The sequence below is a fragment of the Citrobacter sp. CK181 genome (assembly GCF_030333595.1).
GTDB lineage: Bacteria > Pseudomonadota > Gammaproteobacteria > Enterobacterales > Enterobacteriaceae > Citrobacter_B > Citrobacter_B koseri.
Window position 1 is genome coordinate 111069 of record NZ_JAOWFN010000011.1, and the last position, 12962, is coordinate 124030.

General features: G+C 53.8%; 10 protein-coding genes. 9 read left to right on the forward strand and 1 reads right to left on the reverse strand.

Annotated elements, in window-relative coordinates:
* Positions 1-36 precede the first annotated feature (36 nt).
* Positions 37-1254, reverse strand: a complete 1218-nt coding sequence (gene alaA, locus OGW17_RS04715) for an alanine transaminase AlaA (RefSeq protein ID WP_012131487.1) — start codon at positions 1252-1254, stop codon at positions 37-39.
* A gap of 935 nt (positions 1255-2189) precedes the next feature.
* Here alaA and lrhA point away from each other — a divergent pair.
* The 9 genes from lrhA (at position 2190) to nuoI (ending at position 12954) form a co-directional block, all read left to right on the forward strand.
* A complete protein-coding gene (gene lrhA, locus OGW17_RS04720) occupies positions 2190-3128 on the forward strand; it encodes a transcriptional regulator LrhA (protein ID WP_012131489.1) in 939 nt (312 codons plus the stop codon).
* Positions 3129-3756: 628 nt separating this feature from the next.
* The gene (gene nuoA, locus OGW17_RS04725; protein WP_012131490.1) at positions 3757-4200 is read left to right on the forward strand and encodes an NADH-quinone oxidoreductase subunit NuoA; all 444 of its coding nucleotides are present in this window, start codon (positions 3757-3759) and stop codon (positions 4198-4200) included.
* 15 nt (positions 4201-4215) lie between these two features.
* Positions 4216-4890, forward strand: a complete 675-nt coding sequence (gene nuoB / locus OGW17_RS04730) for an NADH-quinone oxidoreductase subunit NuoB (protein WP_012131491.1) — start codon at positions 4216-4218, stop codon at positions 4888-4890.
* Positions 4891-4975: 85 nt separating this feature from the next.
* Entirely contained in the window at positions 4976-6778 is a 1803-nt protein-coding gene (nuoC, locus tag OGW17_RS04735; protein WP_012131492.1) for an NADH-quinone oxidoreductase subunit C/D, read from the forward strand.
* Positions 6779-6780: 2 nt separating this feature from the next.
* Entirely contained in the window at positions 6781-7281 is a 501-nt protein-coding gene (nuoE, locus tag OGW17_RS04740) for an NADH-quinone oxidoreductase subunit NuoE (protein ID WP_012131493.1), read from the forward strand.
* Entirely contained in the window at positions 7278-8615 is a 1338-nt protein-coding gene (gene nuoF, locus OGW17_RS04745) for an NADH-quinone oxidoreductase subunit NuoF (RefSeq protein WP_012131494.1), read from the forward strand. The genes nuoE and nuoF overlap by 4 nt, the downstream gene beginning before the upstream one ends.
* Before the next feature lie 81 nt (positions 8616-8696).
* Positions 8697-11423: an NADH-quinone oxidoreductase subunit NuoG gene (nuoG, locus tag OGW17_RS04750; RefSeq protein WP_047463972.1), complete on the forward strand. Its 2727-nt coding sequence runs from the start codon at positions 8697-8699 to the stop codon at positions 11421-11423.
* Complete coding sequence (gene nuoH / locus OGW17_RS04755) at positions 11420-12397, forward strand: NADH-quinone oxidoreductase subunit NuoH (RefSeq protein ID WP_012131496.1); 978 nt, start codon at positions 11420-11422, stop codon at positions 12395-12397. The genes nuoG and nuoH overlap by 4 nt, the downstream gene beginning before the upstream one ends.
* A 14-nt stretch (positions 12398-12411) precedes the next feature.
* Complete coding sequence (nuoI, locus tag OGW17_RS04760) at positions 12412-12954, forward strand: NADH-quinone oxidoreductase subunit NuoI (RefSeq protein ID WP_012131497.1); 543 nt, start codon at positions 12412-12414, stop codon at positions 12952-12954.
* The last annotated feature ends 8 nt before the right edge of the window (positions 12955-12962 follow it).

The window sequence follows — 12962 nt, forward strand, 5'->3', positions numbered from 1 at the left end:
GTCTTTCTCACGTTGCATCCGACGGCCAGTTTACGGTTACAGCTGATGATACCCTGACAGGAAGCGCCCGAATTTACTCAGCGACATTTCAATGTCGTCAATACGAGGCAGCGTTACAATGCGGAAGTGATCCGGCCAGGGCCAGTTGAACGCGGTTCCCTGCACCAGCAGCACTTTTTCCTGCAACAGGAAGTCGAGCACCATCTTCTGGTCATCGTGGATGTTAAAGCGTTTCGCATCTATTTTCGGGAACATATACAATGCGCCGCGCGGTTTCACGCAGGAAACGCCCGGAATATCGTTAATCAGCTCCCACGCGCGGTTACGTTGTTCATACAAACGCCCGCCCGGCATGATGAATTCGCTAATACTCTGGTAGCCGCCCAGCGCCGTCTGGATCGCGTGCTGCGCCGGAACGTTGGCGCACAGACGCATTGACGCCAGCATCTCCAGCCCTTCAATGTAGCCTTTGGCGTGTTTTTTCGGCCCATTCAGCACCATCCAGCCCTGGCGGAATCCGGCGACGCGATAGGTTTTGGACAGCCCGTTGAACGTAATGGTCAGCAGATCCGGCGCCAGCGCGGCGATAGAATGATGCTCAGCGTCGTCGTAGAGGATCTTGTCGTAAATCTCATCGGCGAAAATGATCAGATTATGTTGACGGGCAATCTCAACGATCTCCATCAGCAACTCTTTGGAGTAAACCGCGCCGGTTGGGTTATTCGGGTTGATTATCACAATGCCACGGGTACGCGGCGTGATTTTGGCGCGGATGTCGTCGAGATCCGGGAACCAGTCAGAAGATTCATCGCAAAGATAGTGTACCGCTTTGCCGCTGGAGAGCGAGACTGCCGCTGTCCACAGCGGGTAATCCGGCGCGGGAACCAGCATTTCGTCCCCGCTGTTCAGCAACGCCTGCATTGCCTGCACGATCAATTCGGATACGCCGTTACCAATATAGATATCTTCTACGGTGACGTCGCGCATGCCGCGCGCCTGGTAATGCTGCATGATCGCTTTGCGTGCGGAATACAGACCCTTTGAATCGCAATACCCCTGCGCCGTTGGTAAATTGCGGATGACATCGACCAGGATCTCATCAGGCGCTTCAAACCCAAAAGGGGCGGGGTTGCCGATGTTCAGTTTCAGAACTTTATTGCCTTCTTCTTCCAGGCGTTTCGCTTCTTTCAGAACAGGGCCGCGGATGTCATAACAGACATTTTCTAGTTTGCTGGATTTTTCAATGGGGGACATGAATCTTGACCTTTTTAGCTGTTATCGCCACTCCCTGCCGTGGAAGTCAGCACGGAACAATGTACTCCCACAGCGGTGAGTTTTGAAGGGTCAGCAGTAGAAGATTTTGCTCAGGCTTAGTGTGGGATTGTGCTGTTAAGTCCTGCTTTAATGCCATTCTTGCAGTTTTTATTACTGCTTTTATTTATTTTATTGGTTTTTTGTTTTTAGTATCGGGCTTTTGTGTGGTTGTATGTTTTGTTAAAAAATAGTCTAAACTCAGGGAGGAAAGTGTTAGCGGCGTCAGCATAACTCAATTATCAGGAAAATACTGAATGCTTTTACGAAACTACTGTTATCGCCATGATCTGTAAACGTTAGGGTGTAAATCTATTGTTAAGTAGAATTAATGAGTAGTGGCGATCTTAATTAATTATTATTTAATATTTAAAAAGCACCTGCTGGTGAGATTAATAATACATAATTTTCTTAGTTAAGATAACATAATCACGCTTCAGATTATTCGTATTAAGGCTTATAAATATAGTGGTTTTGGGTTAAGATAAGCCCCAGGAAATGGTGCGCAGTCTGCGTTGTCTGCTAATTTTTATGACGAGCATCTATAACTAACTTGTTGCTCAGTAGGCTTTTTTTGTGTCGGTAAATGTCCGTTAACTTCTTTTACATTTACAAAATTACACGTTTATCCTTAGCAGAATTCCGTTGTTACCTAAAAAGGTATGCGTCTTCTCCTCGATATATCCCTGGTAATGACCTCTGGGATTATTCGAAAAGAAAGGAGAAGAGGTTGTTAGCAGCACCAAATACATTTTTACTTTCACTTGGTTACGCAAGTGAAACGGCGAGGGAAGCACATTACAAATGGAATTGTTTGTTTATGAACACACAGCATTAACCAGGTCAGCATGGTATGACCCGCCAGTAAGTGAAAAATTATGATAAATGCAAATCGTCCGATAATTAACCTCGACCTCGATCTGCTGAGAACGTTTGTTGCTGTTGCCGATCTGAACACGTTCGCCGCTGCGGCGGCGGCGGTGTGTCGTACTCAGTCTGCGGTGAGCCAGCAAATGCAGCGTCTTGAGCAGCTTGTGGGCAAGGAGTTGTTCGCCCGTCATGGTCGTAACAAGCTGTTGACTGAACACGGTATTCAGCTTCTGGGTTACGCCAGAAAAATCCTGCGCTTTAATGATGAGGCGTGCTCATCATTGATGTTTAGCAATCTTCAGGGCGTATTAACAATTGGCGCTTCTGATGAATCCGCCGATACGATATTGCCTTTCCTGCTCAATCGGATCAGTTCGGTTTACCCGAAGCTTGCTCTGGATGTGAGGGTGAAACGTAACGCCTTTATGGTGGATATGCTGAAATCGCAGGAAGTGGATTTGATTGTCACTACGCACCGTCCGGGATCTTTCGAGTTCCTGAACCTGCGCACATCGCCGACACACTGGTACTGCGCGGCGGAATATGTGCTACAGAAGGGAGAACCGATCCCGCTGGTGTTGTTAGACGATCCCAGCCCGTTCCGCGATATCGTATTAGCGACGTTGAATGCGGCGAATATTCCCTGGCGCCTTGCCTATGTGGCCTCAACGTTAGCGGCGGTACGTGCGGCCGTAAAAGCCGGACTGGGGATCACCGCGCGACCGGTCGAGATGATGAGCCCGGATTTACGCGTGCTCGGCGCTGCGGATGGATTACCGCCGTTGCCAGATACGGAATACTTACTGTGTCGCGATCCATCAGGCCAGAACGAACTGGCGCAGGTTATCTATCAGGCGATGGACAGTTACCAAAACCCCTGGCAATACAGTCAGTTTACTCCCGAAGGAGGAGACGATTCGCTGATGGTTGAAGGTGACTTTGAGTAGCCAGTCACAAAAAAAACGTTATAAAATGTAAGTGTAAAAAAGGGCCGCTGATGCTGAAAAAACATCCAGCGGTTCTTTTTTTATACAATTTACCGGCGTTTCGGACGTAAATGCGGGAAAAAGCCTAAAAAATCAGTAAGTAGTCATTAACCTGTTAATTTGGATGAAAAATAGGCACTGACGGTCTGGTTTTGTTTCCATGTTAAAAAACTAGAGAAATTGTTGCTGTTTTTTATGGCGGATTAACAAAAGCGTGTCACAGATCAAGAAAATACTCCCATTTAGGGGGAGGCATCTGCGTAAAATCCTGTCAAAATAGGAGTGTATTATCTCATTTACTTCACAACGGACACGATTCAACAACATTAAATTCGGGCTGGTGATGCGATCGAAATCAGTCAAAATGGCATTAAATGTTAATGGTGTTGTGTCGATGTAAATTAATGTGAGGGAACTTTTGTTAAAGTTGACAAAAGGTTATAGAAAGGAGTAAAAAACCACATCAATTAGCTGTTTAATCATTTTCTACAGTGATTGTAAGGTTTTTTTTATTCCTCCCCATGAATCGATGTGGCGTTCATCTGCCGAAAAGAGCAGAGAATTTGGCGCTACTTTTGATGAGTAAGCAATGAGTATGTCAACATCCACTGAAATCATCGCTCATCACTGGGCATTCGCTATCTTTCTTATTATTGCCATTGGCCTGTGCTGCCTGATGCTCGTCGGCGGTTGGTTTTTAGGCGGTCGCGCACGCGCGAGGTCGAAAAACACCCCGTTTGAATCAGGTATCGACTCGGTCGGCTCCGCCCGCTTACGCCTGTCTGCCAAGTTTTACCTGGTAGCCATGTTCTTCGTTATCTTCGACGTTGAAGCGCTGTATCTGTTCGCATGGTCGACCTCTATCCGTGAAAGCGGTTGGGTAGGCTTTGTGGAAGCTGCAATTTTTATTTTTGTGTTACTGGCTGGTCTGGTTTATCTGGTGCGTATTGGCGCGCTGGACTGGACGCCCGCGCGTTCACGCCGCGAGCGTATGAACCCGGAAACGAACAGTATCGCTAATCGTCAACGCTAACCGCGAGGCATTAAGATGGATTATACGCTCACCCGCATAGATCCCAACGGTGAGAATGACCGTTACCCCCTGCAAAAACAGGAGATCGTAACCGACCCCCTGGAGCAAGAAATCAACAAAAGCGTGTACATGGGCAAGCTCGAACACGCGCTGCATGACATGGTTAACTGGGGTCGTAAGAATTCAATTTGGCCGTATAACTTCGGCCTTTCCTGCTGCTATGTCGAGATGGTGACCTCTTTTACCGCCGTGCATGACGTGGCGCGCTTCGGCGCGGAAGTACTGCGTGCTTCGCCGCGTCAGGCCGACCTGATGGTGGTAGCGGGAACATGCTTTACCAAGATGGCGCCTGTTATTCAGCGTTTGTATGACCAGATGCTGGAGCCGAAGTGGGTGATTTCCATGGGGGCATGCGCTAACTCTGGCGGTATGTACGATATTTATTCGGTTGTGCAGGGCGTTGATAAATTTATCCCGGTAGATGTGTATATCCCGGGCTGCCCGCCGCGCCCCGAAGCGTACATGCAGGCGCTGATGTTGTTGCAGGAATCAATTGGCAAAGAACGTCGTCCGCTCTCCTGGGTGGTTGGCGATCAGGGCGTTTATCGCGCCAATATGCAGTCAGAGCGCGAACGTAAACGCGGCGAACGCATTGCAGTAACGAATCTACGTACACCAGACGAGATTTAATTTGCGCCTGTCGGCAGCAGACTTCACTTCGCTTATCACTACATAAATAACGCGAGGCACTGCCGACTACCACGGACCATTTGCAATGGTGAACAATATGACCGACTTAACCGCGCAAGACGCTGTATGGCAAACCCGGGATCATCTGGATGACCCGGTCATTGGCGAACTGCGCAACCGTTTTGGGCCGGATGCCTTTACCGTTCAGGCGACCCGCACCGGGGTACCCGTTGTTTGGGTCAAGCGTGAACAATTACTGGAAGTTGGCGATTTCTTAAAGAAACTGCCGAAACCTTACGTCATGCTGTTTGACTTACACGGCATGGACGAGCGTCTGCGCACGCACCGCGACGGGTTACCCGCTGCGGATTTTTCCGTTTTCTACCACCTGATCTCAATAGACCGCAATCGCGACATCATGCTCAAGGTGGCATTGTCTGAAAACGACCTGCATGTGCCGACGTTTACCAAACTCTTCCCGAACGCCAACTGGTACGAGCGTGAAACCTGGGAGATGTTTGGCATCACGTTTGACGGCCACCCGCACCTGACGCGTCTGCTGATGCCGCCGACCTGGGAAGGGCATCCGCTGCGTAAAGACTACCCGGCGCGCGCCACCGAATTCGATCCGTTTGAGCTGACCAAAGCCAAGCAGGATCTGGAGATGGAAGCGCTGACCTTCAAACCGGAAGACTGGGGGATGCAACGCGGCACTGAAAACGAGGACTTTATGTTCCTCAACCTCGGTCCGAACCACCCGTCCTCACACGGCGCATTCCGTATCGTACTTCAGCTTGACGGCGAAGAAATTGTCGACTGCGTGCCTGACATCGGCTACCACCACCGTGGCGCTGAGAAAATGGGCGAACGCCAGTCCTGGCACAGCTACATTCCGTATACCGACCGTATCGAATACCTCGGCGGCTGCGTCAACGAAATGCCGTACGTACTGGCGGTAGAAAAACTGGCGGGTATCACCGTACCGGATCGCGTAAACGTGATTCGCGTTATGCTCTCCGAACTGTTCCGCATTAACAGCCACCTGCTGTACATCTCGACGTTTATTCAGGACGTCGGCGCGATGACCCCGGTCTTCTTCGCCTTTACCGACCGTCAGAAAATTTACGATGTGGTGGAAGCAATCACCGGTTTCCGTATGCACCCGGCCTGGTTCCGTATCGGTGGCGTCGCGCACGACCTGCCGCGCGGCTGGGATCGCCTGCTGCGTGATTTCCTGGACTGGATGCCGAAGCGTCTGGACTCCTACGAGAAAGCGGCGCTGCGCAACACCATCCTGAAAGGGCGTTCCCAGGGCGTTGCCGCTTACGGCAAGAAAGAAGCGCTGGACTGGGGCTGTACAGGCGCCGCGCTGCGTGCGACCGGTATTGATTTCGACGTGCGTAAATCACGTCCGTACTCTGGCTACGAAAACTTTGACTTTGAAATCCCGGTTGGCGGCGGCGTGTCCGACTGCTATACCCGCGTGATGCTGAAAGTCGAAGAGCTGCGTCAGAGTTTGCGCATCCTTGAGCAGTGCCTCAATAACATGCCGGAAGGCCCGTTCAAAGCGGATCACCCGCTGACGACGCCGCCGCCGAAAGAGCGCACGCTGCAACATATCGAAACCCTGATCACCCACTTCCTGCAAGTGTCGTGGGGCCCGGTCATGCCTGCGAATGAATCCTTCCAGATGGTAGAGGCGACCAAGGGTATTAACAGTTACTACCTGACCAGCGATGGCAGCACCATGAGTTACCGTACTCGTATCCGTACCCCGAGCTATGCGCATTTGCAGCAGATTCCGGTGGCGGTACGCGGCAGCCTGGTGTCTGACCTGATCGTTCATTTAGGTAGTATCGATTTTGTTATGTCAGATGTGGACCGCTAATTATGCACGAGAATCAACAACCACAAACCGAGGCTTTTGAGCTGAGTGCGGCAGAGCGTGAAGCCATTGAGCACGAGAAGCACCACTACGAAGACCCGCGTGCGGCGTCCATTGAAGCGCTGAAAATCGTACAGAAGCAGCGTGGCTGGGTGCCGGATGGCGCGATCTACGCGATCGCCGACGTGCTGGGTATTCCGGCGAGCGATGTCGAAGGCGTCGCCACATTCTACAGCCAGATCTTCCGCCAGCCGGTCGGTCGCCATGTGATCCGTTACTGTGACAGCGTGGTGTGCCATATCACCGGTTATCAGGGGATCCAGGCCGCGCTGGAGAAAAAACTCAATATCAAGCCGGGGCAGACGACCTTTGACGGTCGCTTTACGCTGCTGCCGACCTGTTGCCTGGGGAACTGCGACAAAGGGCCGAACATGATGATTGATGAGGATACTCACAGCCATCTGACCCCGGAAGCCATTCCCGAACTACTGGAGCGGTATAAATGAAAAACGTTATCCGTACTCCCGAAACGCATCCGCTGACCTGGCGTCTGCGCGATGACAAGCAGCCGGTATGGCTGGACGAATACCGTAGTAAAAACGGCTACGAAGGCGCGCGTAAAGCGCTGACCGGGCTGTCTCCTGACGAGATCGTCAATCAGGTGAAAGACGCTGGCCTGAAAGGGCGCGGCGGCGCGGGCTTTTCCACCGGTCTGAAGTGGAGCCTGATGCCGAAAGATGAATCCATGAACATCCGTTACCTGCTGTGTAACGCCGATGAAATGGAGCCGGGCACCTATAAAGACCGTCTGCTGATGGAGCAACTGCCGCACCTGCTGGTGGAAGGTATGTTGATCTCCGCCTTTGCCCTGAAAGCGTACCGTGGCTACATCTTCCTGCGTGGCGAATACATCGAAGCGGCTGTGCATCTGCGCCGCGCAATCGCGGAAGCGACCGAAGCCGGTCTGCTCGGCAAAAACATCATGGGCACCGGTTTCGACTTCGAACTGTTTGTCCACACCGGGGCAGGGCGTTACATCTGCGGTGAAGAAACCGCGCTGATTAACTCCCTCGAAGGTCGTCGCGCCAACCCGCGCTCTAAGCCGCCGTTCCCGGCAAGCTCCGGCGTATGGGGCAAGCCGACCTGCGTCAACAACGTGGAAACGCTGTGTAACGTCCCGGCGATCCTCGCGAACGGCGTGGAGTGGTATCAGAACATTTCGAAGAGCAAAGATGCGGGCACCAAGCTGATGGGCTTCTCCGGTCGCGTGAAAAATCCGGGACTGTGGGAACTGCCGTTCGGCACTACCGCGCGTGAGATCCTCGAAGATTACGCCGGTGGCATGCGCGATGGCCTGAAATTCAAAGCCTGGCAGCCAGGCGGCGCGGGAACCGACTTCCTGACCGAAGCGCACCTCGACCTGCCGATGGAATTTGAAAGCATCGGTAAAGCGGGCAGCCGTCTGGGTACGGCGCTGGCGATGGCCGTTGACCACGAAATTGGCATGGTGTCGCTGGTGCGTAACCTGGAAGAGTTTTTTGCGCGTGAATCGTGCGGCTGGTGTACGCCGTGCCGCGACGGTCTGCCGTGGAGTGTAAAAATTCTGCGTGCGCTGGAACGCGGCGAAGGCCAGCCTGGGGATATCGAGACACTTGAGCAACTGTGTCGTTTCCTCGGGCCGGGTAAAACCTTCTGTGCGCATGCGCCAGGCGCGGTCGAACCGTTGCAGAGCGCCATTAAATATTTCCGCGAAGAATTCGAAGCTGGCATCAAGCAGCCGTTCAGCAATACCCATGTGATTGGTGGTATACAGCCGAACCTGCTGAAAGAGCGCTGGTAATTGCAGGCTTACCCCTGCATCGCGATAAGTCATTCGATTAACGCTTAGTCCCTGACTAAGCCAACTGGAAGCATGCTGACTATGGCTACGATTCATGTAGACGGCAAAGAATATGAGGTCAACGGCGCAGACAACCTGCTACAGGCATGTCTGTCCCTCGGCCTTGATATTCCGTACTTTTGCTGGCACCCGGCGCTGGGTAGCGTCGGTGCTTGCCGCCAGTGTGCGGTGAAGCAATATCAAAACGCGGAAGATACGCGTGGTCGCCTGGTGATGTCTTGTATGACGCCTGCCACCGACGGCACCTTTATTTCTATTGATGACGAAGAAGCGAAACAGTTCCGCGAAAGCGTGGTGGAATGGTTAATGACCAACCACCCGCACGATTGTCCGGTCTGTGAAGAGGGCGGTAACTGCCACCTTCAGGATATGACCGTGATGACGGGCCACAACTTCCGTCGTTACCGTTTCACTAAGCGTACTCACCGCAACCAGGATTTGGGGCCGTTCATCTCTCACGAAATGAACCGCTGTATCGCCTGCTACCGCTGCGTGCGTTACTACAAAGACTACGCAGACGGCGCGGATCTGGGCGTATATGGCGCGCATGACAACGTCTACTTCGGTCGTCCTGAAGACGGTACGCTTGAAAGCGAATTCTCCGGCAACCTGGTAGAAATCTGCCCGACCGGCGTATTCACCGACAAAACGCACTCCGAGCGTTATAACCGTAAGTGGGACATGCAGTTTGCGCCAAGCATCTGCCAGCAGTGCTCCATCGGTTGTAACACCAGCCCGGGCGAGCGCTACGGCGAACTGCGTCGTATCGAGAACCGTTACAACGGGACCGTTAACCACTACTTCCTCTGCGACCGTGGTCGTTTTGGTTATGGCTATGTGAACCTGAAAGACAGGCCTCGTCAGCCGATTCAGCGTCGTGGCGATGACCTGATCACCCTCAACGCCGAACAGGCGATGCAGGGCGCGGCGGATATTCTGCGTCAGTCGAAGAAAGTGATCGGCATCGGTTCTCCGCGCGCCAGCGTTGAGAGCAACTTCGCGCTGCGTGAACTGGTGGGTGCGGATAACTTCTATACCGGTATCGCTCAGGGCGAGCAGGAACGTCTGCAACTGGCGCTGAAAGTGCTGCGCGAAGGCGGCATTCATACTCCGGCGCTGCGTGACATCGAATCTTACGATGCGGTACTGGTGCTGGGCGAAGATATTACCCAGACCGGCGCGCGCGTTGCGCTGGCGGTTCGCCAGGCGGTGAAAGGCAAAGCGCGTGAAATGGCGGCGGCCCAGAAAGTGGCCGACTGGCAGATTGCGGCCATCCTCAACATCGGCCAGCGCGCTAAGCATCCGCTGTTTGTGACCAACGTTGACAACACCCGTCTGGACGACATCGCGGCATGGACTTACCGTGCGCCGGTGGAAGATCAGGCGCGTTTAGGCTTTGCCATCGCTCATGCGCTGGACGACAGCGCACCGGTGGTCGACGGCATCAGCAGCGATTTGCAGAACAAAATCGACGTCATCGTTCAGGCGCTGGCAGGTGCGAAGAAACCACTGATTATCTCCGGCACCAACGCCGGTAGCGCGGAAGTGATTCAGGCGGCCGCTAACGTGGCGAAAGCGCTGAAAGGCCGTGGTTCGGATGTCGGCATCACCATGATTGCTCGCTCGGTCAACAGCATGGGGCTGGGCATGATGGGCGGCGGTTCGCTGGATGACGCGTTAACCGAACTGGAAACCGGTCGTGCCGACGCTGTCGTGGTGCTGGAAAACGATCTGCACCGTCATGCAAGCGCCGTTCGCGTAAATGCCGCGCTGGCAAAAGCGCCGCTGGTGATGGTGGTTGACCATCAGCGCACGGCGATTATGGAGAATGCGCATCTGGTGCTCTCCGCCGCAAGTTTTGCGGAAAGCGACGGTACGGTCATCAACAACGAAGGCCGCGCGCAGCGTTTCTTCCAGGTTTATGACCCGGCCTATTACGACAGCAACACCGTGATGCTGGAAAGCTGGCGCTGGCTGCACTCGCTGCACAGCACCGTGCAGAACCGCGAGGTGGACTGGACGCAACTGGACCACGTTATTGACGCCGCGATCGCCGCAATGCCGCAACTGGCGGGCATTAAAGATGCCGCGCCGGACGCGACCTTCCGCATTCGCGGGCAGAAACTGGCGCGTGAGCCGCACCGTTACAGCGGTCGTACCGCGATGCGCGCTAACATCAGCGTTCACGAGCCGCGTCAGCCGCAGGATAAAGACACCATGTTCGCCTTCTCAATGGAAGGGAACAACCAGCCGGGCGCGCCGCGTTCGCAGATTCCGTTTGCCTGGGCGCCAGGCTGGAACTCCCCACAGGCGTGGAACAAGTTCCAGGATGAAGTGGGCGGCAAACTGCGTCATGGCGATCCGGGCGTGCGTTTGATTGAAGCATCTGAAAACGGTCTTGATTACTTCACTACCGTACCGGCCAGCTTCCAGGCGCAGGATGGTCAGTGGCGTATCGCGCCGTACTATCACCTGTTTGGCAGTGACGAAATGTCGCAGCGCTCTCCGGTCTTCCAGAGCCGTATGCCGCAACCGTACATCAAACTCAACCCGGCTGATGCCGCGAAGTTGGGCGTGAATGCGGGAACGCGCGTTTCCTTCAGCTACGACGGCAATACGGTAACGCTGCCGGTTGAAATCGCTGAAGGCTTAACGGCAGGGCAGGTCGGATTGCCGATGGGTATGCCTGGCATCGCGCCGGTTCTGGCGGGCGGTCGTCTTGAGAATCTGCAGGAGGCGCAACAATGAGTTGGATTACACCGGATCTGATCGAGATCCTGCTGAGCATTCTCAAAGCGGTGGTGATCCTGCTGGTGGTGGTCACCTGCGGGGCATTCATGAGCTTTGGCGAACGTCGTCTGCTGGGTCTGTTCCAGAACCGTTATGGGCCAAACCGCGTTGGCTGGGGCGGTTCGCTCCAGCTGGTCGCGGACATGATCAAAATGTTCTTTAAAGAGGACTGGATCCCGAAATTCTCGGATCGCGTCATCTTTACCCTGGCGCCGATGATCGCTTTTACCTCGCTGCTGCTGGCATTCGCTATCGTTCCGGTTAGCCCGACCTGGGTTGTCGCTGACCTGAACATCGGGATTCTGTTCTTCCTGATGATGGCGGGCCTGGCGGTGTATGCGGTGCTGTTCGCCGGTTGGTCGAGCAACAACAAATACTCGCTGCTGGGGGCGATGCGTGCATCAGCACAGACGCTCAGCTACGAAGTGTTCCTCGGGCTTTCCCTGATGGGCGTGGTGGCGCAGGCCGGTTCATTTAATATGACCGACATCGTCAACAACCAGGCTGATATCTGGAACGTTATTCCGCAGTTCTTTGGTTTTGTCACCTTTGCCATCGCGGGCGTGGCGGTGTGTCACCGTCATCCGTTTGACCAGCCGGAAGCCGAGCAGGAACTGGCCGATGGTTATCACATTGAATACTCCGGTATGAAATTCGGTCTGTTCTTCGTGGGGGAATACATCGGTATCGTTACTATCTCCGCGCTGATGGTGACGCTGTTCTTCGGTGGCTGGCATGGCCCGTTCTTACCGCCATTCATCTGGTTCGCGCTGAAAACCGCGTTCTTTATGATGATGTTCATTTTGATTCGTGCGTCGTTACCGCGTCCTCGTTATGACCAGGTAATGTCCTTCGGCTGGAAAGTCTGCCTGCCGTTGACGCTCATCAACTTGCTGGTAACGGCGGCTGTCATTCTCTGGCAGGCGCAATAAGGGGCACAAAGACCATGACCTTAAAAGAATTGTTAGTAGGCTTCGGCACCCAGGTACGCAGTATCTGGATGATCGGCCTGCATGCGTTCGCGAAACGCGAAACGCAGATGTACCCGGAAGAGCCGGTCTATCTACCGCCTCGTTACCGTGGCCGTATCGTGCTGACGCGCGACCCGGACGGCGAGGAGCGTTGCGTTGCCTGTAACCTGTGTGCGGTAGCCTGCCCGGTAGGCTGTATCTCGCTGCAAAAAGCAGAGATGAAAGATGGTCGCTGGTATCCTGAGTTTTTCCGTATCAACTTCTCACGCTGCATTTTCTGCGGCCTGTGCGAAGAAGCCTGTCCGACGACGGCCATTCAGCTCACCCCCGATTTTGAAATGGGTGAGTACAAGCGCCAGGACCTGGTTTATGAGAAAGAGGATCTGCTGATCTCCGGTCCGGGCAAATACCCGGAATATAACTTCTACCGGATGGCAGGTATGGCAATCGACGGCAAAGATAAGGGCGAAGCAGAGAACGAAGCCAAGCCTATCGACGTCAAGAGCCTGTTACCGTAAGGAGAGGG

What these genes read in the sequence shown, in the direction of transcription:
- alaA (WP_012131487.1), bottom strand. Translation starts at nt 1,254, where the DNA reads ATGTCCCCCATTGAAAAATCCAGCAAACTAGAAAATGTCTGTTATGAC.
- lrhA (WP_012131489.1), top strand. Translation starts at nt 2,190, where the DNA reads ATGATAAATGCAAATCGTCCGATAATTAACCTCGACCTCGATCTGCTG.
- nuoA (WP_012131490.1), top strand. Translation starts at nt 3,757, where the DNA reads ATGAGTATGTCAACATCCACTGAAATCATCGCTCATCACTGGGCATTC.
- nuoB (WP_012131491.1), top strand. Translation starts at nt 4,216, where the DNA reads ATGGATTATACGCTCACCCGCATAGATCCCAACGGTGAGAATGACCGT.
- nuoC (WP_012131492.1), top strand. Translation starts at nt 4,976, where the DNA reads ATGGTGAACAATATGACCGACTTAACCGCGCAAGACGCTGTATGGCAA.
- nuoE (WP_012131493.1), top strand. Translation starts at nt 6,781, where the DNA reads ATGCACGAGAATCAACAACCACAAACCGAGGCTTTTGAGCTGAGTGCG.
- nuoF (WP_012131494.1), top strand. Translation starts at nt 7,278, where the DNA reads ATGAAAAACGTTATCCGTACTCCCGAAACGCATCCGCTGACCTGGCGT.
- nuoG (WP_047463972.1), top strand. Translation starts at nt 8,697, where the DNA reads ATGGCTACGATTCATGTAGACGGCAAAGAATATGAGGTCAACGGCGCA.
- nuoH (WP_012131496.1), top strand. Translation starts at nt 11,420, where the DNA reads ATGAGTTGGATTACACCGGATCTGATCGAGATCCTGCTGAGCATTCTC.
- nuoI (WP_012131497.1), top strand. Translation starts at nt 12,412, where the DNA reads ATGACCTTAAAAGAATTGTTAGTAGGCTTCGGCACCCAGGTACGCAGT.